Raw genomic sequence first — 23288 nt, forward strand, 5'->3', positions numbered from 1 at the left:
AGGCGGGTCCATGCGAACCCGCGTCCTTGTTCGCGCTAATGATGTGTGCACCGGGAAGTGGTGGAAAGCGCCGGCGGTCGTGGTGGATTTGACCCTGACGATCAACCCGGCCCAACAGCCGCTCGCCCGCATCGAGGATCGGCCCAATCGGATATACCGGCACTGACTTGCGTGATGGCGTCGAGTGCTGGTCTTTGGGAAACTGAGGCCCGGGAAACGTGAACATAGGCTGCAGAGTCCCGCCGGCGATACCCGGCGCTTTCGCAAGGTGATAGCCCCAGATTGCGCCATTGATCCCGGAGAATGACGTCGCGGTCAGTCCATTGGTCTGTCCGAGGTAAGCCCCATCTACCTCACATCGGTCGTAGGAATAGATTTCGGAATAGATCTGTTCCATATCTGCATGCAGCAGTGAAGCATCCATCTTTGCGACGGAGAGCTTCATCACATTGATGTAGCCGTGGCCACTTGCTCCTGGATTCATATAGCCCATGCAGTGTCTTGGCAACGGGCCCACAGCGCCGTTCACCACTGATTCCAGCGAAAACTCGCGGTTGCCATTCGTCGCCAACCTCTGGTTCAGAACCGGGTTTCTTGTCTTTACTGATTTCATGAACACCCCTGAGCAACAGTGTGTCTCCCAACTGGCATTACGTGGCGTTTGAGCCAGTCCAGCACAATTGAGCAAAGCTCAATCCGGCAACTGGAAAAAGAGTGGTCGGCCTCCAGCACAACATCATCAACGGAGGACGATCCAGCTTCCAGCAAAGCGGCAGCGAGCGGATGCTGGTGTTCTTCTACCGGCAACTCCCAATCGTGCGTGGCGCCCACCATCAAAACAGGACGATCACGAAGCGCGTCGATTTGAGCAAGCAGGTCAAATTGGTCCGCGTGCTCCAGCAACTCCTCCAAAAGAAACTCCGCGCTCTTGGCGCGAATCGGCCGGCCCTCCCCAACAGTGGCTTGCAGGTACTTGAGCCAGGCAACGCGCTCCTGTGTGTCGGTCTTGTAGAGTTTGGCGTCCGCGCCCATGTTCTCAAGGCCCATCGCCACCGCAGCGCACACCCCCGGCTCACTCGCTGCCACGTAAATCGAAAGCCAGGCGCCAAGGCTGTGGCCAGCAAGCACGATGCGTTCAGGGTCCACGCGGTAGCCCGCTCTTGCTGAAGACGACCTCAAAAATCGGATTGCCGCCAGCACATCTTCAACCGAATTCTTCCAGGAGAACAAACCGCCACTGCCCCATGCGCCCCGATAGTGAAAGAAGAGAACGTTCATTCCATCGCGCCGCAGAAACTGAGCGAGATCGAGGCCACGCTCGTTGCCCGGATAACCATGGAGGAGTATTACGGTCGGATGAGGCCCCTCGCCGGCGGCAAGATAAATGTGGCCATTCATCTGCGTACCTGCGACCGGGATAGCCAGCTCCACCATGGCGGCTGGATGTTGACTGTCCGTATCCGGCAAGTTTGCGATTGCCGGACCATCCGCGTTGACTGGTTCGTGGCGAATGCTTTGCATCTGTTCTTGTCTCTTGCTTCTGGTCTGTACACCTCTTGGCGCGGTATCGATATACGGCGATCAAGGGCGCACTTGTCAGAGATCTCCTGGTCGAGCATGACTTCCATTTCCATTCACGTTTCCACTCTCATCCGAAGGGACCGCAAAAACCGCGGCGACCAGCAACGGAAATGCGATGCTCGCTTCACAGTTCACCTTGACGTGTTCGGCATCTGGTTTGATCTTCGCCCAGGAGATGGCCTCTTCCGGATTTCCGCCGCTATCCGAGGCGTCGTATTCCACGGCGGTTGAGATATAGACTGCGTAATGCAGGCCATCCCTGAAAATATTGGCATTCATCACGAAGTGCTTCGCCGGACCGCCGCCCAGGATGATTGCGCCCGTCTTCTGCTGGGCGATGACGAATTTAAAAATGCGATGGCTGTCCCCCACGATATCCAGATAAAAGTCCGGATGTCGCATTCTGGCGAACATCAGCAGGTCGCCGATGGCTCCATCCGTAATGGCTGGACAGAAGACTGGAATATCGTTCTTGCTTGCCCAGTAGAGCATTGAACTGGGATGGTTTGCCTCTTTGCCCAACTCACAAATAAATTCCGATACGGAAAAGGGCGTTCCCCGGGCTTTTGATTCCTGGTAGATGCGTTCCAGGAATGGCTGCATGAAGCCTTCAAAATCCATGTAGCGGTCATAGGGTGCAAAGATGTTTCCAATTCGGCCAAAACCTTCTTCGCGCAAGGTCTTACCTAATGCGGCAAAATCACCCAGTACGAAAGGTTGCAGCGTCTTAATGACGTCTTCTTCCACCGCGCCTGCTGACATGCACAACGCATGAACATGCTTGTGCTGCACCAGATATCGAATGATGTCCCGCACCCCGGAACTGCCCATATTCGAAGTGCACGTCAGGAATATGGTGGCCTTGTCTGCCACCATATGTTTCACGATCTCAATAGCTTTGGCCAGTTTGCTGGCCTGAATGCCGGTGCTTCCCAGGCTGGCGAAGAATTCCTTGAGATCAAATCTACGGTTAAAATCGTAGCCCCTGACTTCCGGAAGGATCTTCACCTCTCGCTCGCGTTCTGTGACCTTTTTGTCAAACTTCGCGTAATCTGAGTTCTGTAGCTGAATGGGAACCTCCCTGAAACGGCAGCAATCAATCTCTTCGCCTGTTTTGGTTCATTGAGAATTCGCCGATGATCGAACGACGGCAGGCTCATCTCTCCGTGTACTAAACGCTAATTCCAATGAAATTCCTTCGTCGATGAAATGAAATTGATTGAAGCAGACCCTAGGTAGTGGGTCAGTCTGGAAGCCCAGTCCGGGATCACTTCCGGATGGCCGACGATCTGGGAGTCGATCCGTCAATGACCACAAGCCCGTTTGTGGATAGCTTCCGGCTTGCCGATAAACCGGGTGTTACCGCGTAGTGGCTTGAAATCGAATTATGATGGCGGCCACTTCTGCGGAGGGGCTTATTCGCTCGATTTTGAGAGACCTGGCGTGGGCTGGGGCCGTCGCTATTAGTGCAGCGCTCAGGAGCCCTTCCGCTCGATGCCTAAGTAGCCCAGAAATGAGCGCAGGAGCTCGCTCTTAAGCCGCTGGTCGTCTCTTGGAATCACAGCCTGCCAGTTCCGCATATCATGATCCACGAAAATCAGTTCTATCAAAGCGCTAATCAGCATCATAAGGGCAAAAGACGTTGCCATTTGCGGGTCGGGATGTTTGATCTCCTTGCGATGCAACAAAAACAAGTCGACCAGGTATTGGTGTGTGCGCATCTCCAGCCTAGTCACTTTCCTGTAAAACGAGGTGTGATCGCGGCCCTGCGCGAACTGGCGGAGGGCACGCATCAGTCCGGCGTTGGCGCGGTAGCTGACCAGCATGTTATTGATGAGCTGCTCGGCAAACACGGCCAGCGGAATCTGGCGCGCCATGGCGGGAGTGAGCATCATGCGCAGCCTCTCGTCATTACGCTCCATGATGCCGACGATCACCGTTTCGAGCAGCGCGTCCTTGTCAGGGAAACGGCGATAGATGGCCCCGGGCGTCAATCCCGCGTGCTGGGCAATACGCGGAATAGTGGCGCCCTCTAGTCCGTGCTGTCCCAGGACTTCCGCCGCTGCCTTCAACAGCTTACGCACTGATTCCCGGCTGCGGGTTTGTTGGGGAGCGAGTGTCTTGTTGGCCATGGCCGTCCTTTATATCTATATCAGCTCGGCTAAATAATACTTGACACGAATGTAAATGTAAATATACATTTACATTACGCGAAGCAAACACGTACCGCGCGCACTTTTTCGGGGCCTTGTCCCACCGGTAAACGCATTGAGGAGATTTTTATGATGCAGCACCCGCTTTTCTTGTTTCTCCTGGTCGTTGCTCCTATTTGGGATTTGTACGCCATCCCGAAGTTGAAGCGTAATCCCAGTTCCGAACATAAAATTCGCTACTATAAGATGCTTTGCGCCTGGATGTGGATTGCCACTGCGCTTGCCGTTGTTGCCATTGGCTTCCGCCCGTTGTTCACCATCAGCCCTTCGCCCGGTGAAATCTCCTGGCTATTACTGCACCCTTGGGTTCGCTACCTGGTAGAAGCGCTTATCGCGATCGCTGTTATTATTATCGTGGTGCTTCCGGTCGGCGTTGTGATCTGGAAAAAGCTCACGAAGCGGCCACTGAAGTATTCCGCTGCTGCCGCCTTAAAATCGTTCAGCTACTTCTTGCCCGCAACCTGGACCGAGCGCCACTGGTGGGTGTTCGTTAGCATCACAGCGGGAGTCTGCGAAGAAACTCTCTTCCGCGGCTTCATACTGCACTACTTACACGTTTTCCCCTGGGCGCTGAATCTTACGCCGGCGCTGCTGATTTCCTCAGTCATCTTCGGAGTTCACCACCTCTATCAGGGTGCTGGCGGAGTCGCAGGGACTGCGATCGTCGGCATTCTTTTTGGCCTATTGTTTCTGCTGACCGGAAATCTTCTGCTTCCGATTATGTTCCATGGCATGATGGATCTGCGCATGCTGGCCATATTGCGGCCTCCGGCTGATACACCATCCTAAGAATCGACGGGCAACACCGAAACAAATCCATTCACACTCATGCGACTATGCTTTTCCAAAATGACCCCACTACCAGACCCTGCCCCAGGTAGTAATTCTCAGGAGATTGTGGTATCCAACGGAGTACCGAAGGAGTTTCACCGCATCTGCATGTATGCTCCTTCAGTGCACGCAGATGTTGTGCTTGCCTGAGTTCAGTTGCCTGATGCTGCAAGCTTTGCCTGATCTCATCTTTGATTCTCCCTCTGCCGACACGTTGGCAGATGACGCTGCCTTCTGGCAGCTCTACGGTTCTTCGTTTCCTTCCTCGGAACGCGAACCTCGCAACGTAATTTTGGAAAGCCTTCGCAACGGCGTCGGACTTGCGGTTCGCGCCCGCGATGGCGCCAGCACGGTTGGTTTTGCTACCAGCCATTTACTGCGGAAACCTCCCGTTCTTTTCCTTGTTTATCTCGCGGTTGCTCCAGAGCTGCGCTCCCGTCACATGGGTAGAGACTTATTCGAAAGAATCTGGTCTACGGGCACACAGCGGTACCTGGAAAGGGGATTAAGGCCCGCAGGCATGGTCTGGGAAGTTGCAATCCCTGACCCTGCCTCAGGCCGGCAGGAGCTCGAACAACATCATCGCCGCGTTGCTTTCTTCACACGCCTTGGCGCGCATGTTCTATTGGGAACCTACGTTCAGCCCCCGGTGGATGGTGTTGCTTCGGTGCCTATGCACCTGATGTTTCGGTGCTCCCCCGGCGGATCGGTACCTGACGACTCAGCCCTTACCTCCCTTGTGCGAGCCATCTACTTTGAGAAATATCACGAGGCAAACAGGATTCCACGGCCGCTACTTGAAGAACTGCTTCTACTGAATCACTAACAGAAACATTGGCGGACTTCGCCATCGCCAAAGGTTCACGCCTTCAAAACTGGGGTAAGTCGTGTATTTTTTAGTGGTTGCCATTTCGAAACTAGTTCCATTTTGGGACGGATATTTATTAGAACCCCGCTGGATTTTTGACTTCACACTTGACCGCACGAAAAAGACGCGAAGCAATCCGATCAAAAGCCTCAACCGGCACAGCATGGCTAATCTTAGTTTTGGCGAACACAGTATTTTCGTTGTAAAATCGGCAACCGCCACTTGACCAACTACGGCAAACTTAATTCCAGTGACCTGATCGCGGAGTGCATTGCTACCAGGACCTCAGCAGCCTGGGAGGAGTTTGTGCGTCGGTTCCAGCCTCTGATTGCAGGGGTAGTAGCGCGCACCGCGAGTCGGTGGCAGCTCGTTTCCCCCGCCCTGGTTGACGACTTGGTTCAGGAAACCTACCTGAAACTCTGTACTCAGGAATTCCGGCGACTGCGCGAGTTCGAAAGCCGTCACAACGACGCCATTTATGGGTTCCTGAAGGCAGTTGCCTACAATGTTACCCTCGACTACTTTAAGGGCCACAACGCAGCCAAACGAGGCTCGAAGCTTCTGAATAATACGGATTTCGATGTTTCACTAAGAGTGGAGGGACAGGAGAGCCCCACAGAGGATACGGTGTTGCTGCGGGAGATCGAAGATCTGATTGGCGAAGTCGCTGAAAAAGAAAGGGATAAGGTCGTATTCCTACTTTACTATCGGCAAGGCTTCACGGCCAAGACAATTGCAGAAATCCCAAGCATCGAGCTCACCGAGAAGGGCGTCGAAAGCTGCCTGCACAGGTTAACCGAGCGCTTAAGAAAGCGTGTAGTCGGACGGATTTCGTAAGCGGCTTGTTTTAAAGGTAAAGATATCAAAGATATATGAAAGGGATAATGCCAGAATTGTCGTCAATAGTAGGAGGTTGGAATTGAGAGAGGCCAATGAGCATCCGGCGCCAGAAGAGATTTGGCGCGTTCTGCTCTCCAGTGCCGGTGCAGAGAAACCCGGCCTTGAGAAGGAGTTGCAGGAACACATTGACCATTGTCCCCAGTGTGCCCAGATTAAAGAAGATTACATAACAATCAGGTCCAGACTTTATGAACTTGGCAGAGCGCCCGGCCATGAAGCTCAAAATGAATGCTCGGCTTCTGCTACCTGGGTCGAGCTTGCCACTGGATTATTGCCCCGTGATGAGACTCTCGAACGTCTCAAGCATGCATCATCATGTCCAGCGTGCGCTGAAGAATTGATGTACGCGCTGCAAGCTACCGCATCCAGTGAGCCGGCGCCCCCGGATATTCTGCAACATCTTGAATCTGGAACCGAGGGGTGGCAGCATGCCCTTGCAGCGCAAATGGCTTCGCGGGCCGTTTTTCCCCCGGCCGATATGACCCCCAAGGTTAGTTCCAGCCGCAAAAAAATCTGGCTGTTCGCCCCGCGCCAATGGGCCTATGCCGGGCTGGCTGCCGCGCTTGCACTAGCCGTAGGTATAGGACTCTTCTCGTATCTGCGCCCCAGCTCTCCGCAAAAGCTGATTGCCATCGCTTACTCGCAGCAAAGAACAGTTGACCTACGCATTCCCGGCGCTGGCTATGGCCCCATTAAGGTGGAACGGGCCAACGGGCAATCGCAACTCAACAGCCCGCAAGCACTGCTGGAAGCTGAAGCCCTTATTAAACAAGGGTTGGAGAAAACTCCAGATGATCCCAACCTTCTTCGCGAGAAAGCGGAGGCGGACCTGCTCAACCGGGACTACCAGCCGGCCATTGAAACCCTGAATCATGCCTTGCGTCTCCAGCCAAATTCGTTTTACTTGCTGGTCGACCTGGCGACCGCTCAGTTTGAACGAGCGGAAGCCACTTCCAGCCCGGCTGACTATGAAGCCGGCCTGCAGTACCTCGGCGACGCGATCCGCATGGAACCGAACAATCCTGTCGGCCTTTTTAATCGCGCCATCATTTACGAGCGTCTTTATCTTTACGATCGCGCCATTGCCGATTGGGAGCAGTTTCTGAAAGTCGAAACCGATCCCGGTTGGAAGAAAGAAGGCGAGCAACGTCTGCAACAGCTTCGTCAACGGGAGCAGAAGCGCAGTTCAAGGCACGTACCCGAGCGCTTGACACTTGCCCAGTTCAAGGAAGATCTGAAGACCAGGCAGGCCACAGGGATCGAAGAATACCTGGAAGTTGCCGAGCGCCAGATACTGCCCAAGATTTCCGCAGCCACGGATCGCGACGAGAATTACCAGACGGCGCTGGCGCTGGCGAATGAACTGAAGTTCAGGCATTCGGATCAATTTCTCACAGATATGCTGCTCCAGGCCGGCCAGCCAGATTCTCAACGCGCCATGAAACTTTTAGGCCAGAGTTCTTCCGCCAACCATAGCGGCCATCACGACGAAGCCTATACGGCGGCCGCACAGGCGGCAGCGATCTTCCAGAAGTCAGGCAACGTGGCCGGCGCGCTGGCATCACGATTTGAGCAAACTTACGCGCTGCAGTTCGAGTCCAAGGCCGATTTATGCCAGGCGCTCGCGGGTGAGAACCTTGGGGCCGCCCAGCAACACAGCTATGCTGTGCTCGAAGTGCAGTTGCTTCTGGAACAGGCCATTTGTTCCAACATGAATCGCCAGGTTGGGCCGGCGAAAGAACTCACGCAGCGTGTGCTGAGAACAGCCAAGAGCCACGATTACCAAAGTTTGTATCTGCGGGGAATGATGTTGCTGGCAACCTTGGAATCCGACGCTGGGAACGAATCCAGCGCCTGGTCCGCAATTCACGAAGGTCTTGGCCTCTATTGGAATTCAAACTTGCCGGCCGTGCGCGCCTACTCTTTCTATGTAGCGCTGGATTTCATGGCGGAACGGCTGGGCCATCCCAACGTTCGCTTTGCTGCTGCCTTTGAGGCGCTGGGGTTCCGCTCTGAAAGTTCGAACCGTCTGGTTGAAGCCTCGGAGCGTATGCGTCTTGCCGATGCCGCTCTGCGACTCGGCGAGGTGCAGGTGGCGGAGTCGCAGTTCCGCGAAGCCCAGCAGATTTTTGCAAATGCGCCGCAAGCTGAATCGGTGCGCTGGCACGAATTGGAGGCGCGCATCAGCCTTGCCCAGGTAGAAGCATTGCGCGGCGCCAACACGGCTGAAATTACAGCAAACCTGTTGGCTTCATTGCCTGAGGTTGAGCAATTATCGAATCGCTACGTGGAATTTCAGTACTACGACACTCTGGCCGACCTGGAAATTCGCTCGGGGGACGCGCAATCGGGCCAACAGTTCCTTGGTCAGGCTATCCGCATTGCCGAAGGTGGTCTTCGTTCGTTGCCAACCTGGCGAGAACGCCTGGCTTGGATCGAACAGCACCGGCAGCCCTATATCATGTTGACCCAGCTTCAGCTCCGCGCGGGAAACCAGCAGTCAGCGCTGAATACCTGGGAGCATTTTCGCACCACAACCACAGGTGCCTTGCTTGATCATGCTTCCGTACCTCCGAAACTCGTTACCGCCTCCGAGGTCCAGCTAGCTTCGCAAAAACAGATATTCTCTGAAACCAGGACCCTCACCTACGCTTTCACCCCTGATGGCCTCATGATCTGGGTTCGCCGTCCCAGCGAAATCCATTCTGTTTATCTGTCCGTATCACCGAAGGATTTGCGCCGCACTGCCGAAAATTTTATCGGCGAATGCGCGCGACCCGATTCAGACATGTCCAACCTCCGGGCAGACGCTCAATACCTGTACACCTGGCTGATTCAACCGGTCAGGCAGTGGCTCCCGGCATCCGGCCATATGATCATCGAACCGGATGGGATCCTGGGAGTTGTGCCGATGGAAGCCCTCATCGATCCGGCAGGAGCTTATTTTGGAACAAGCTATACAGTCACAGTGGCCTCCTCCGTACAAGCCAGCGATTCGGCGAGCGACACCCCCAACATTCGCGCTTCCGACCACGCGCTCATCGCCTCCGCTCCCACTAGTACGGATGGCTCTCTTGACCCACCGCCGGGTGCAATGGAAGAGGCCGACCGAGTGGCCGAAAAATTCATCAAGCCCACCGTACTGGCTGGCGGCGAGGCAAAGATTTCCCGCGTAGGTGGAGAGCTGGGCCGTAGCGTGATTTTTCACTTTGCAGGTCATTCTGGCTTGAGCCACGATGGCGCAGCCATGCTCATGGCGGATGGCCCTCTTGGCCCCAACCAGGCCCGTGTATTTGACGCGCACCAATTGAGCACGCTGAAGTTAGCGGTGTTTTCGGCGTGCGGAACTGCCAAACCGAGTGAGACGTCAGAATCCGATAGCCTGGTCAGTGAGTTTCTGCAGGCTGGCGCCCATAACGTTCTCGCCAGCCGCTGGAACGTGGATTCCATGGCCACCGCGGACTTTGTGGAGCTTTTTTACAGTTCTCTCTTGTCCGGTGGCAGCGTTGCTGACGCCGTGCAGACTGCTGCCGACTCCTTCCGAAGGAAGCCGGAGAGAGCGCATCCATATTATTGGGCGGCATTCTCGGCTTTTGGCAGAGCCTGATTCAGTTGAAGGGATCTCAAGAAAGGCTTCGTTTTTTAATCTGTTTCCAAAAAACAATCGAGGGAGAACATCAATGAAACGACGTGACCTTCTCAAAGCAACAGGAGCCCTGATGCTAGGAGCCCCAGCTCTTCGCGCCTCTGCCCTGAGCTGCCCCACTCAACCACCCCTGGACCTGGTCGTCACATTTGACGGGCCGTTTTGCTTCTGGCAGGAAACCCAGGATATCAAGGTAATGGTCCCGCCCGTGGGACCTGACTGTCACGGTGCAGAGCACCAACCCTGGTTTGGCACAACCACTAATCAGATCGCCGTCAATGTTGATCCTGGAACGAACCTTACGCTGGCGATCAATGGATACGTACCTCCAACCGATGGCCCCTGTCGCTCAGGCACATCGTCATTCGACTACGAGCAGGGTGCAGGCAAGGGATCTGATCCTCTGTTTAATCTGTTCGTGCCTATTCCCGACATTATCATCGGGGTTCGCCCCACGGCGGCAAAGATGATCTGCGCCCCTGGCGTCACCGACCCTTACTGCACGCAGTTCGCTATTTATTGCAGCGGTTGGTCATTTGTCTACCAGAATGTGAACCTGAATGGCGTAGCCATCACTGGTCCTGACCCGAGCAAGCCCCCTTTCTTCACGCCCTGTTTCACGAATGACGCCAGCCTGAAAGAAGCCACACTTGGAGTCCATCTCACTCCCCTGGACCGTCATCCTGATCCAGAGCACAAGCATGCAAAAAAAGTTTGGAGCCAGATGCTCTCCATGTATCCGTGGATGCAGACTGAAATCAATGGCATTGACTTTTGTGCCAACTTTGATCCGGGTTCTTGTAATTTTGATCCCGCAAAATGCATTTCGACCCCAAAACCCGGTCACAAACATCCCTTGATGGTGGGGCCGGGAAGCGATTGTGAAGCTCCAATCATGGGTCTGAATCCGCCTGGATCAAACCCCAGGCGCAGAAAACGCTAGGGCAAAGCGATCTACTTAAGACGAGGTGTCGGGATCAGAAAACAACTGTAGCGCTAGTTCCGGTTGCGGCAAAGACGTTTGCCACCTCGAGGCTGGCAATCGAAATGAAGCATTTCACGACCACGGGATCAAACTGGGTTCCGCTGTCGCAATCCAGCCGCCGCATAGCTTCTTCGTGCCCTAAGCCCTTACGGTAGCAGCGGTTGGAGATCATGGCATCGAAGGCGTCAATCACCGAGACGATGCGCGAGCCGATAGGGATCTCTTCGCCTTTCAAGCCCCCGGGGTAGCCGCTGCCATCGTAGTTTTCGTGGTGATGCAGGGCGAACAAGCTGGCCTCTTCCAAGTCAGGGAACATCCGTAAGATGGACCAGCTATATTCGGGATGCTTATCCATCAGTGCCTTCTCTTCCGGGGTGAGGCGCCCGGGCTTTTTCAAGATGGCGTCGGGCACACCAATCTTCCCAACGTCGTGCAGGAGCGCGGCGACCTCGAATTGATAGAGATCTTTTTCCGGAATATTCAACTCCCGTGCAACGCGAACCGCCCACTCCGCCAGTCGGGTGCTGTGAACTCCGGTGTTGAGGTCCTTAAGATCAAGCAGTTGGTTGAATGCGCAAATCACCGAGTTGCGCAGAGCAATATTCCGCTCTTCAAGCTCCTTCACCCGCAGCAAAACCGGGGTGAATTGGTGGAATTGATTGGCGCAATCCGAGATCATGATGGACCTTAATGCAACGATAACGATAACGATAAGGTGTTCGATCTATAGTTAACGCTATTGACAGGGCACAAGAGGCTGCATTGGGCTACGGCCAACCACCAATTCTGTACTGCCTGGTAGGTATCCAACCGTCCATAGTGCAGTCCGGGATCATTCACGCTTTTGGCATGTGAGATCGCGGACTGAGCTATGGACGCATTGACGATCGGTGAAACACCTACCAACAGAGACGAAGTGCCACTAACAAAAGGTGTACTGAAGGATGTTCCCCACGCGGCCGCATAATGTCCGAAGGGATACACAGTCACGACCCCTTCGCCGGGCGCAGCGACCCACACCAGCGAGGATCCATAATTGGAGAAGCTGGAACGGACATCGTAGTTGTCGGTCGAAGCGATCCCCATGACATTCTTGAGACCGGCAGGATAGACCGTGGTTTGCAGGCCATCATTGCCTGCTGCGGCAACGCTAACCAATCCCCGGTTGGTTGCATAGTCAATTGCGTTCTTCAACTCAGGTGATGGCTGTGCAAAGCTGAAGCTCATGTTGATGACTTTGGCATTATGGCTGGCAGCATAGTAGATGGCGCGCAGGACGTCAGAGGCGTAACCCGTACCGTCGGCTCGGAACGCTTTGAGCGGCATGATTTGCGCCTGGGGAGCTACCAGATGGACCACGCCGGAAATCATCGTGCCATGGCCAAAAGCAGCGTACGCGGGATTGCCATCGAGCACGGCTTCGGTGGATTGATCGAGAACCGCTTCCGTGGATTGATTCACTCGGCACGGCTGGCCACTATCGCTGTCCAAAACCGCTTCCGTTGACTGATCTATGTCACCCTTTTCGTCCGCGTTGTTGGTGTTGTGAACGAAATCGTAGCCGGGGACCACTACCGGTTGCAGCACCGGGTGGGTTGTGTCTACGCCGGTATCAATCACCGCCACAATCCCGGCCCCTGCGGTCCCAAATTGGCTTTGCGTCTCCAGGGTTCGGATGATCTGATTGGCCGGCTGATACACGTACCCATGCCTGACTGTGGTGCCGTAGTAGTCCATGGGAGCGTTGTCGTAAAGCGCAGGGGGCGGAGCAGTCGCAGTGGCTCCACCTTGAACATTCACAACCTGGTCAATTTCAACAGCGGTGATTCCCGGCAGGGTCAGAAGCTGTGCGATGGAGAGGGCTGGATCCAATGGGTCTGGGAAGGTAACCAGGAATAGCTGTCCGCCGGGATCGCCAAGTCCTCGTTGCACATTGCAGCCCAGCAGGCTGCAAGCAATATTCATTGCCACTGAGCCCAAAGTATCGCGCACAATAACCCGGGTATCAGCCGCCGCTGGTTTTGCTGCTGCCGTGACGAAAATTAGAATGAACAACCACAAAAAGCGCTTCATAGCTCTACCTTATCGTCTCGTCAAACCTTTCTTTTGTCATCTAAAAAAACCGTCACTCGGGGAAGCCCGAGTGACGGCCCCTGGGAAAGGGGGATGGAAATCATCAAATCACGCTCTTCGCTCATCACAAACAAAAGTTCCAGGTTTTCTAATTGTTCAACTTCGAACTGAAATTCCCCTAAATGACTGGTTGTGGTCTGCTGCTTATAAGCCAAGAGGCGAACAGGAATGTCGCCAAGTGCGCTATTGGCTCGGCCGGAATCGAGCACCTGTCCAACGATGGCCAGGCGATCGGCCTGGGGCGCTATGCGCATGTCAATACTATAGCGTCCCTTTTGGAACACCAGTTGCCGGGCGCGGCTTAAGCTACTGCGGATGCCTGGGGCCACCGGCTGCGCGAAGCTATCGAATATCAACTCCGCATAGGAAATTTCCCGCACCTCTTTGGGATGGCTCATGGCAAACCGCGCCTTGGCTGTATGAACATAAGCGTCGAGCGGCTGGTAAGACCTTTCCCTGTCTGCACACTCGATTACGCGCTTCCAGGTCTCAAGGGGCTTACGGCAATCTGAGCACCCGTCATCCAGGTGCTTTTGCATTGCCAGGCTTTGCTCCTCCGACACCACTCCACGAACGAAATCAACCCATTCTTGCATAGCAAAGTGCTTCATCTTTCTCCTCGGCCAAAGGGAATATGCTGATAACTCCCAGACGGGTGGCGCCCGGAACACCTCTAGTTCCGGTATATGAATAAAGGGCAAGCAGGCAGCCAAAAAATATAGGGGAGTGAATATTTTTTTTGGGTACCCGAAGCTAGTTGGCAGATACCCTGCCGACCAAGGTAAATGGCGCCCAATGAAAGGGATGCGGGTACTGCTCCCGCAATTCCAGCATCGCGCCTTGCAACGCCGTCCCTTTGTTGGGGTGGGCGAGCAATCGCCGGTAGAAGAATTTCATAAACTCGGCGCTGCTTCGGTCATGTACGTCCCACAGCGTCAACAGCACAGACTGTGCTCCAGCATAGATCAATCCCCGCACCAGTCCGAGCAATTCATCCCCGCCGGCAACCACATTAAGTCCGGTCGCACACCCGCTCAGGGTCACCAATTCAGCGGGCCAGCTGAGTTGATACAAATCATAAAGACTTAAACGCGAGTCACCCAGCCTGATGCCCGAAAACATGGGATTATCCTGGCGAAAGAAACCATGGGCTGCGATGTGGATGAATCGGCTGTTCTGTCCCTTTTGCCGAAGAACTTCGGAGGTTGCTTGCGTCCCGAGAAAAACCTGTGCATCAGGAAGAATTGCAGCCACCGAACGGATCTCATCCGTGATGCAGGGTGTCGCTTCGTCAGGGATCCCCAGCAACAGGGAAGCCCCATCGGTAGAGGCGACACGGTCATGACAGAGCTTATAAATGCTGGCGCTCGGAGCATAGGAGATGGAAAACGAATCAATGAGGTATCGCTCTCCATCAAACAAGGCGCCGAAGGGCAGATGGTGCAACAAGTCATGGGGAACAAAGATCAGATGACGTCCCTGTAGCCGCTGGCGGAAAGGCGCAATCAGCTCGTTGTAGAGCGCGCGCAAATGCTCCTGGGTAGCACGGAGGAGGGCCTTTTCAAAAGTCCGGGTATACTCCGGACCCAGGCGCAGCTTCGATAGCTGAAACTGCACCAATCGCAGAAGATTGCTCACCCGAGGAACCACGGTTACCGGAAGGATTTCCAGGCTGCTGCGGGTCAGCAGCGCGACCATGATGCGGTCCCGGACGCAAAAGTATTCCAGTATGGTTTCATCCATACCCAATGTTCTACGGATTTCCTGCAAGCTCACCGCCGCCGGAGCGCGCAAGCCCGCAGGGTGGCTCTCTGCGGAGGAGACCTCACGCAGTGCCCGCAGCAATTCGTCTTCCCGCTCCCGCGCCTTCGAGAGCAATTCTGAAACCCGCTCGGAAGACCGCTCTTCGTGCCGGAGTTGCTCGATCTCGATGCGGTGGTAGTACCAGTTCAGCTCCTCGCGCAGCTCGGCGATATTTCTCACAAGCTGGCTTTGTCCGCTCACCGTGGTAGAAGTAGACCCCGGCCTGAACATTGAATCCAACAGACTGCGCGACTTGGCCTGCTCCATGTAAAGGAAGGCCTCTTCGGCGCCGCTCTCGCCGCGCGTCAGGCACAGCTCAACCAGCTCTTCATAAACCTGGAGCTTGTTCTTCATAAAGCCGATTTTCAGCTCTTCTCCGTGCAGTGCGCTGCGCAGATTTTCCAGGGCTGCGCGGGCCCGCTGGTAGGATGCATAGGCTTCAGTCGTTTTCCCGTCGGCCAGTTGCAGCTTTCCCATGAGGAACTGCGCCTGGTAGTTCAGTACCGGCATCTCCATGCTCGCCAGTATTTCAAGCGAAGTCCTGCATTCATCAATTGCTGGCGCAAAGTCACCTAGCTGCGCATGCAGCCGCGCCATCAAAAGACGGCAAAGAATTGCTTTGCCCGGAAGGATTGAGTTGCTAAAAAACTCCAGGGCGGTGGCGCACAGGCGGCGCGCTTCGAAGTAACGGCCTTCATTGAACAGAAGCAATGCTTTGTAGAGATCAATGAGCGACGGCCACACCCGGTTCTGTTCGCGGAGAAAGATGTCACGGGCCTTGGCGAAGATCTCGATCGCCCGAAACGCCTGCCCATGCTGTCCATAAGCGATGGCCAGATTTGCAAAGCACTTTGCTGTCTCATAGCCGTGACCAAGCTGTTCGAAGAGTTTAGCGCCCGCCTCCGCCATTTCCGCTGCCTCGGCCGCCAGGTTCAGTTCAAGGTAGATTTCAGAGAGATCCATGTGGCACAGCGCGAAGTGATAATGGTCTTCATTGCTTCGGCAGGTTTCCCGGGTGGCACGCAGCATATCAATCGCCTTGCCGTATTCTCCGCGCAGGTAATGAAGCCAGGCAATGTTGTAGTCAGCGTGACCCACAACCGTCGGCATGTTGTGTTGTACGGAGAAGACCCGGGCTTCCTCGTAGGTCGCCAGTGCGCGCGGGAAGTCATTCACGCTGATGAGGCAAGTCGCTTTGTTGTGCAAAGCGACGGCAACCGCCTCCGGATCTTTCTCCTTGAGCGGCAGAAAATATTGGTAGGCGCGCTCGTAACAACCCAACGCTTCGTCGAAGCGGTCCTGACGATAAAATATGTTTCCCGCGTTGAGTTCAACCCGGGCCAGCCTCCATTCGTTGCCTTCGGCCCGAAAGATTTGCCGGGCTTCCTCGGCCGCAGCCGTCGCTTGTTCGTATTCTCCCAGCAGGATATGCGATTGGATCGAAGCATTCAGGGCGCGAGCCACATCTGTGTTCTTAGCCAGGCTCCTGAAGATCTCGCGCGATTGTGCGCTGTATTCCAGCGCCTCCCGGTTTCGGCCGACGACATAGAGGCCATTGCTCTTGGCCAATAAGCTATTCGCCAGGGCCTCGCGATTGTTAAGCTTTTGCGCGACTGTGACCGAGAACTCTGCTATCGCCAGCGCCTGGCGCGGATCTACGCGGGCATATCGCCGCACAAGCTCAGTAAGTTCATGGACGGCGCTTTCACTCACCAGTTCGGGGTGTTTTCCCAGGAAGTCGTGCCGGGCTGCATCATCGGCAAGCTTAGCTAGCTCCGGCACGAGTTCTTCAGCGAAGGGCTTGCTCCCGTCGTTGGCCGGAGTTACCAAGCACCCTTTTTGGTTCACTCGAAACCCATCTTCTGCAGGCGTTGCCGCAGTTTTTCCAGGCAGCGTCCACGGATAAAGCCAATGGAGCCGGTGGCAATCCCCAACTGCTCCGCAATTTGCTGATATGGACGAGGCGGGTATTCGAAGAAAAGCATCTGGACCAACTCGCGGCAGCGCGGTGGAAGTTCCTGGATAGCTTCGCGCAGAATCTGTTCGTCTTGCACCTGCGAAAGCACATTGTCAGGAATTTCGTGCGGGGCAGCGGCGGGTTCTGAAAGTTCCGGGTCCTGGCTGGCGTAGCGCTCCGCCTGGCGCTTACGCTGAATGCATTTGTGAGAGGTGACCTGAATGAGCCATCCCGCCAGTGCTTTGGGCTTCCGTAAGTTGGGCAGCTCTGAAATCAGATCGGCACAGACCGCCTGAAAAATATCGGCGGCATCTTCTTGCGAAAAATGGTACTTGATGGGAATAGAAAAAATCAGGTTTTTGTATTTGTTGATCAAGGCGGACCATGCCTCTTCATCTCCCCGCAAACACGCCTTCACCAACTGGGTATCCGAGAGGGGCCGCTTACGATCCTCGACAGATTGGGCAATAGTCGCCTGCATTAGTGTTTCACCGGAGAATGCACGAAGAGCTGGTCCACATTCCACAACGTGTAATGGTCCAGGATCGCCGGCTGGAAGTTGCCCACCGTGGTTTTTGCCCCCACCAGAATGTTCGGACTCGCAATGCAGATCAAAGGAAGATTTTCGTACACCAGTTGCTGCACGCGTCCGTAAAGACGGTTGCGGTCCGTGAATTTCAACGTGGAAATTTGTTGCTTCATCAGGCGGTCAATCTCCGCCTCCCACGGCGTGGCTGGCTGGCTCTCGCCCAGGTCCCACATATGACTGGCGCCCGACGAGACCAGAACATTCATCTTGGTGTTGGGGTCTACATCGCCCCCGCCCAATGCCAGCACCGAAGCTTCAAAATCATGGGTTTGAAAGACGCGGTCCAGGACGGCGCGAAATTCCAGGGGCACAACCTGGACTCGCATCCCTAGTTGCTTTAAATCATCTTGAATGATGGTGGCCATTTGGGTGCGTTGTGCATTTGAGGCGCTGGTTACGATGGAAAACTCAACTGGATCGCCGCTGCCATCCACCAGCGTGCCATCACTCTTCCAGGAGAACCCTGCAGCCTTCAGCAGCTCCCGTGATTTTTCCAGCGAGCGCGCCGGATGGGGAATCGCGGGATTCACCCACAGTTTGTACGCCGGAGTTACATCTGTCCACAGAGGCGCACCGTGTCCTCGATAAACCAGGCGAACAATGCCCTCGCGATCAATGGCGTTCGAGACCGCCTGCCGAAAGCGTACATCTTTGAACCAGCCTTGCTTGCGGGCGATGGTGGAATCCTTGGGTAAATTGGTGTTCAGGTTGAAGAACAAAAAATTGTATTCCAGGCCTGGGCCCAGGTCATAGAGCCGAAAACCTCGGTTCTGCTGTTGCTGCTCGAGAACGGAATAGTTTTCTGCACTTATCCGGCTCAAAACGTCTGTGTCGCCGGCCTGGAAGCGGATGACCTGCGCATCATCACTCGGGACAAACAGGAAGACCAGTTCATCCAGATAGGGGAGGCGCTGACCCTTGTGGTCCGCTTTCCAGTAGTAGGGATTGCGCTCCAAAACCATGCGTTGTCCCGGCACATACTCCTTCAGCCGGAATGGCCCCAGCCCAACAATCTCCGCCGCCGGACTGCTAATCCCCCAAACCTGCGCGAGGCGCCCCTCTTGATACGGTTTTTCCAGAATGTGTTTTGGCAGAATGGCAAAACCATCAAAGAGCCGTTCAGCAGCGGCATAAGGTTGGCTTAGTTCAAAAACCACAGTCAGCGGATCTATTTTGCGTATCGTAATAGGCTTGCCGCCCACAATCAGCAGATCACGCTGCGTCGAGTGGGCCTTCTCGTCCAGATAAACCTGGAAACTGAAGACTACATCGTCGGCATCGCAGGGAAGTCCATCTGAAAAGCGCAGTCCTTTCCGTAGTCGCAACGTGTAGCGCAGACCATCGGACGACACCTTCCATGACTTGGCCACCGCAGGTTCAGTCTGCTGTGAGGCACGGTTGATATGAATCAGATCAGCCGTGATGCGGCCGATCACCTCCCGTGAAGGACCGTCCGTTGCTATGGCCGGATTCAGTGTCTTCGGCTCGGAGCGTAAGGCGGTAACAATCTTGCCTCCGTACTGCCCGATCTCGTTGTCAGTAACGAGAAGCTCTTCATTGGGCTGGCGCGATTGCGGAGAGATGCTCGCAGCTGCTCCCCAAGAACATACGGCCGTGAGCAGGATTATGAGGAACCGTGAAAGACACGCTTGCATGCTTTCTCCTTCAGGGCTGTTCTTTTGGGGGGTGCAACTAGACTAAACCTAATTTTATCCGTTTTTGTAAGGCATTGGCGAGAAGAAAGTAACTCAGAAATACGGGAATTAACGCCACACCCGGAATAAACATCCACCAATAGGAAACCAGAACATGATATTGCTGCAGGCTGGCCAGCATATTGCCCCAACTGGGCTCCGGCTCCCCAACCCCAAGTCCTAGGAACGACAGGGTGACCTCGGCCAGGATGTACTGTGGTATCAAGAGTGCCGCCTGGGTCAGTACAACGCCTGCCGTTTGTGGCAGTATGTGGCGCCGCAATAGATAAAGGTCAGAAGCTCCGAAGTTGCGGCCAGCCAGCACATAATTGCGTTCTTTCGCGCTGAGTACGATCCCCCGCACCAGCCGTGCCGGCCGCGCCCACCCTACTAATCCGATGACCATGACAAGCAACAGGAATGCTGCCGTGGGCGTGATATGTAAAGGCAGAAAGGCCCGCACCGCAAAAAGCAGATAAAGCCAGGGCAGCGCCAGAAAAAGTTCTGCCAGGCGCATGATCACCTCATCAACCCATTTGCCATAAAAACCGGCAACGACTCCGAATCCCGAGCCGACTACGAGGCAAAGTGAGGCTGCCAGGAGTCCGGAAAAAAGCGAAATCCGGCCGCCAAAGAGCAGCCGGGAAAACTGGTCCCGGCCGTAACCATCAGCTCCTATCAGGAATATTCGGCCCGGCTCCGAAACTCCCAATAGGTGCAGATGTGAAGTCACGCTTCCGATCAGTTTGTATTCGTCTCCGTGCACAAAGAAGCGGAGGGGATAAACGTGGTCTAGGTCTTCACTGTAAGAGCCAAAATTGCCCGGCTGGTCAACTAATCCATAAACAAAAGGCCGAAAATGCCATTCTCCATGAGTGTCAACAAAATGGATCCTGGTGGGCGGGGCAAACGGCAGCATGCGATTTTGTGAGGCGTAATCGTAAGGAGCGAGGAATCCCGCGCTCAGGACCATGAGGTGAATGAATCCCAATAGCAGCAGAGGCAACGAGATTGTGCGCGTCTTGATCATGTCATGGTGTTCTGATTATGGTGTTCTGATCCTGGGATCAGCCGCCAGCAACAGCAGATCTGAGATCAACGTGCCTCCCACCAGAAACATCGTCGAGAACAGAATCGCGCCGATGACCACGTAAAGGTCGCGCCCCAGAATGGCCTCAAACAGCAGCGGTCCCAGACCTGGCCAACTGACGACTATTTCCACCAGCAGCGATGCACTCAACAAGCCTGCAATAGAGAATCCGAACAGAGAAATCAGGGGATTCAGGGCCGCGGGTAGTGCGTGCCTGAACAGCAACCGCCGGCGCGAGATCCCATGAGCGCGTGCGGCGTTGATGAATGGCGACTGCAGCACCTCAAGCATTGTGGCTCGCACATGGCGAACCAGAATTGGCAGGCTGCCCAGCGTCAACACCGTGACGGGAATGGCCAGATGCGCGGTTACATCTTTGAATTTCCCCCACCAGCTCAATCCAGAAAAGCCAGTCGAGCTCATTCCTCCGGTAGGCAGGTAACCGGTGCGCAATGCAATCAGCAGGAAGCCCAGCGCAAGCAAGAGCTCTGGAGTTGCCAATAGGGCGGTAACACCAGCGCTCGCAATCTTGTCGTCCCATTTGCCCTGCCTTGCGGCACTTCGGACACCAATAGGTACGGCAATCAGCCAGGCAAATAGAGCGGCCGGTACGGTTAGCAGCAGAGTGTTGCCGGCGCGCGACCAAAGCAGCGGCGCCACCGGGGTGTTGTAAGCGAAAGAAAAACCAAACTCGCCTCGTGCAACCGACTGTACCCAGTGTAGGTACCGCACCGGCAGCGGCTGATCCAAACCGTACTGCTGCCGTAAGCCGGCGAGTGTCTCGGCGGAAAGCTGCGGATTCAGGCGCATCTCTGCGAAGAAGTCTCCAGGCGCCAGTTCCATTAAGACAAATGAAAGAATTGAAACTCCAACCAGGAGAAAAGCCCCGTGAACGATGCGGCGAAGAAAGTAGCGCATAACTTTCAGGCGTCCCCCGCCGTAGTGCAGTTTTCAAGCACAGGCATTGCGGCCAGGAGTGCCTGCGTGTGCGCGTGCTGAGGCTTGGAAAATAAATCCAAGGGAGCTTGTTCTTCGACAATTTTTCCCTGATGCATCACCGCCACCTGATCGGCGATTTGCGCCATCAGGCCAAGATCGTGGGAGATAAACAGATACGTCAGTGAAGCTCGTGCTTGCAGTTCCAGCAGCAGACGCACAATCTGCCTTTGAATGGAAAGGTCCAGCCCGGAAAGCGCCTCATCCAGGACTAAGCACCGCGGTTCGAGGACCAATGCGCGAGCGATCGCCAGCCGCTGCCGCTGCCCGCCGCTAAATTCCGATGCTGAACGGCCGGCGGCATCCACCGGCAACCCCGTTTGCTCCATCAATTCCAGGGCACGTTTCCTTCGTTCTTCATCGGATCCGCGTCTTTGGATGACCAGCGGTTCGGCGATAATCTCCGCCGCGGAAAACCGCGGATTAAAAGCGGTAGCGGCATCTTGAAAAATGAGCTGCAGTTGCGGCCGTATCCGTCTCCGTTCGTGCTGCTTCATGACAACAAGATTACTGCCTTCGAAATTGATCTCGCCGCTATCCGGCTCTTCCAGCATGGTGAGGCATTTCGCGAGCGTGGATTTTCCTGAACCTGACTCGCCTACCAGTGCAAAGGTACGTCCCGGCGGAATAGTCAGACTAACGTTGTTCAACGCCTTGACCTGGAACCGCTTCCCGGAAAACCACCGGCGCTGCACGTAAGTTTTGTTCAGATTCCGCACTTCCAGGAGTGACTGGGATGGCTTCATTCAATTCTCGTGGTCAACCCTCGTGTTTGAAACGATGTACATGCAATAAAGATTTGAAATTGCGCTCGTTCGATTCCAGCATAGTACATAAGGTTCTCTTCCCCGAGCAACGAGATTCGCAAGTGTCAGGGCACGGCTTCAGCCGTGCCGCCAAGTCGCTAAAAATAACAATTCCAATCTGCCGAAGGCAAGCGCGTAACGAAGTGGAGCGCTCAGAAAAACGTTTTTCCCGCAACCTGTTTAGTCGCACCGAAAATGCGTCCCACTCAGCGGCTGCGTCACGCACTCCAGCAGGTGCCGCGTGTAGGGATGCTGCGGCCGGTGCAAGACCTGAGATGCAGCTCCCTCCTCAACGATTTCACCCGCATGCACCACAAGAATGCGTTGCGCCATTTTTTGAAGGATCGCCGGGTTGTGGCTGATCAACAGAAATGCGAGCGAGAGCCGTTGCTGCAAGTCTTTGAGCAAAGCCAGAATATCGGCCTGGATGGTTGTATCCAGCGACGCCGTAGGCTCATCGGCAATCACAAGTCCAGGTTTACAAGCCAGCGCCTGGGCAATGGCTACTCGTTGGCGCTGGCCTCCGCTCAATTCGTGAGGATACGCGGAGTAAATGCGCGCGACATCGGAGAGCCGCACCTGCTCCAGCATGGACTCTGCCTCTTCGCGGCAACGCTTGCTGCTCCATGAATTATGCGCGCGTAATACCTCAACGATCTGCTGGCCGACGCGTAGGACTGGGTTGAGCGCAATCCCTGGCTCTTGAAAGATAAGTGAGATTTCCTTTCCACGGATCTTCTGTAACTCGTGCTCCTCCAATCCTACGAGCTCGCGTCCGCGCAGCCGAATCGAGCCACTCTCGATTTGTGCATTCGAAGGAAGAAGGCCAAGGACCGCGAGGGCCATACTCGTCTTTCCCGATCCGGACTCTCCTAATACCCCAACCACCTCGCCCGGAGTGATCGAGAAACGAATTGAGTTCACGACCCTGGTTTGGCGGCCGCTGGATGTGAAGCAAACCGACAAATCCTGCACGGCAAGTAGGGATTCGGTCTCTTTCTGGATCAAAGCCAACCTCTGCGCTGCGCGTCGCCAAAATGCAAAGCTCGAACTTGCATGGGCTACGAAATTTACAAGAACACCTTAATATATATGAAGGGAGTTAACTCAACAGTGTAGGCAATTATTGACTTCGGGAGTTTACCCAGCACGATGCAGCCGCTCTCCGATCACGACAAATCTAGAATCGACATTCG

At 55.0% G+C, this 23288-nt stretch carries 19 protein-coding genes; 5 read left to right on the plus strand and 14 right to left on the minus strand.

All coding sequences use genetic code 11. The features are described from left to right. From VK738_05205 to VK738_05220, 4 genes are all read right to left on the minus strand, one after another. The coding region (locus VK738_05205) for a histidine decarboxylase, pyruvoyl type (GenBank protein HTD22028.1) at nt 1–613 on the minus strand (613 nt) is incomplete at its 3' end. Then, the gene (locus VK738_05210; protein ID HTD22029.1) at nt 610–1521 is read right to left on the minus strand and encodes an alpha/beta fold hydrolase; all 912 of its coding nucleotides are present in this window, start codon (nt 1519–1521) and stop codon (nt 610–612) included. The genes VK738_05210 and VK738_05205, both read right to left, overlap by 4 nt. 75 nt (nt 1522–1596) lie before the next feature. Next, nucleotides 1597–2589, minus strand: a complete 993-nt coding sequence (locus VK738_05215) for a deoxyhypusine synthase (protein HTD22030.1) — start codon at nt 2587–2589, stop codon at nt 1597–1599. 467 nt (nt 2590–3056) lie between these two features. Continuing rightward, a complete protein-coding gene (locus VK738_05220) occupies nt 3057–3713 on the minus strand; it encodes a TetR/AcrR family transcriptional regulator (protein HTD22031.1) in 657 nt (218 codons plus the stop codon). A gap of 150 nt (nt 3714–3863) precedes the next feature. Between VK738_05220 and VK738_05225 the strand changes: the two genes are divergently transcribed. The 5 genes from VK738_05225 (at nt 3864) to VK738_05245 (ending at nt 10982) form a co-directional block, all read left to right on the plus strand. After that, the gene (locus VK738_05225) at nt 3864–4583 is read left to right on the plus strand and encodes a CPBP family intramembrane glutamic endopeptidase (GenBank protein ID HTD22032.1); all 720 of its coding nucleotides are present in this window, start codon (nt 3864–3866) and stop codon (nt 4581–4583) included. A gap of 184 nt (nt 4584–4767) precedes the next feature. Beyond that, entirely contained in the window at nt 4768–5451 is a 684-nt protein-coding gene (locus VK738_05230; GenBank protein ID HTD22033.1) for a hypothetical protein, read from the plus strand. 264 nt (nt 5452–5715) lie between these two features. Further along, a complete protein-coding gene (locus VK738_05235) occupies nt 5716–6330 on the plus strand; it encodes a sigma-70 family RNA polymerase sigma factor (protein HTD22034.1) in 615 nt (204 codons plus the stop codon). Nucleotides 6331–6412: 82 nt separating this feature from the next. After that, a complete protein-coding gene (locus VK738_05240; GenBank protein ID HTD22035.1) occupies nt 6413–10000 on the plus strand; it encodes a CHAT domain-containing tetratricopeptide repeat protein in 3588 nt (1195 codons plus the stop codon). A gap of 73 nt (nt 10001–10073) precedes the next feature. Further along, entirely contained in the window at nt 10074–10982 is a 909-nt protein-coding gene (locus VK738_05245; protein ID HTD22036.1) for a hypothetical protein, read from the plus strand. A gap of 34 nt (nt 10983–11016) precedes the next feature. Here VK738_05245 and VK738_05250 read toward each other — a convergent pair whose 3' ends face one another. From VK738_05250 to VK738_05295, 10 genes are all read right to left on the minus strand, one after another. Beyond that, a complete protein-coding gene (locus VK738_05250; protein HTD22037.1) occupies nt 11017–11703 on the minus strand; it encodes an HD-GYP domain-containing protein in 687 nt (228 codons plus the stop codon). Between the two features lie 8 nt (nt 11704–11711). After that, nucleotides 11712–13097 (minus strand): S8 family serine peptidase, encoded by a 1386-nt coding sequence (locus tag VK738_05255; GenBank protein ID HTD22038.1) that lies wholly within the window; start codon nt 13095–13097, stop codon nt 11712–11714. Between the two features lie 20 nt (nt 13098–13117). Continuing rightward, nucleotides 13118–13768: a hypothetical protein gene (locus VK738_05260; GenBank protein ID HTD22039.1), complete on the minus strand. Its 651-nt coding sequence runs from the start codon at nt 13766–13768 to the stop codon at nt 13118–13120. A gap of 142 nt (nt 13769–13910) precedes the next feature. Continuing rightward, nucleotides 13911–16808, minus strand: coding sequence for a CHAT domain-containing protein (locus tag VK738_05265; GenBank protein ID HTD22040.1), 2898 nt, complete (start codon nt 16806–16808; stop codon nt 13911–13913). Beyond that, complete coding sequence (locus tag VK738_05270; GenBank protein HTD22041.1) at nt 16805–17398, minus strand: sigma-70 family RNA polymerase sigma factor; 594 nt, start codon at nt 17396–17398, stop codon at nt 16805–16807. Before VK738_05270 ends, VK738_05265 begins: the two co-directional genes overlap by 4 nt. Next, nucleotides 17398–19161, minus strand: coding sequence for an ABC transporter substrate-binding protein (locus VK738_05275; protein ID HTD22042.1), 1764 nt, complete (start codon nt 19159–19161; stop codon nt 17398–17400). The genes VK738_05270 and VK738_05275 overlap by 1 nt, the downstream gene beginning before the upstream one ends. Nucleotides 19162–19198: 37 nt before the next feature. After that, nucleotides 19199–20230 carry an ABC transporter permease gene (locus tag VK738_05280; protein ID HTD22043.1) on the minus strand — a complete coding sequence of 344 codons (1032 nt, stop codon included), beginning with the start codon at nt 20228–20230 and terminating at the stop codon, nt 19199–19201. Between the two features lie 15 nt (nt 20231–20245). Beyond that, nucleotides 20246–21208 carry an ABC transporter permease gene (locus tag VK738_05285; protein ID HTD22044.1) on the minus strand — a complete coding sequence of 321 codons (963 nt, stop codon included), beginning with the start codon at nt 21206–21208 and terminating at the stop codon, nt 20246–20248. Nucleotides 21209–21213: 5 nt separating this feature from the next. Further along, nucleotides 21214–22032: an ATP-binding cassette domain-containing protein gene (locus VK738_05290; GenBank protein HTD22045.1), complete on the minus strand. Its 819-nt coding sequence runs from the start codon at nt 22030–22032 to the stop codon at nt 21214–21216. A gap of 240 nt (nt 22033–22272) precedes the next feature. After that, complete coding sequence (locus VK738_05295; protein ID HTD22046.1) at nt 22273–23100, minus strand: ABC transporter ATP-binding protein; 828 nt, start codon at nt 23098–23100, stop codon at nt 22273–22275. Nucleotides 23101–23288 lie beyond the last annotated feature (188 nt).

This window comes from Terriglobales bacterium, assembly GCA_035487355.1.
In the GTDB taxonomy this organism is placed as follows: domain Bacteria; phylum Acidobacteriota; class Terriglobia; order Terriglobales; family Acidobacteriaceae; genus QIAW01.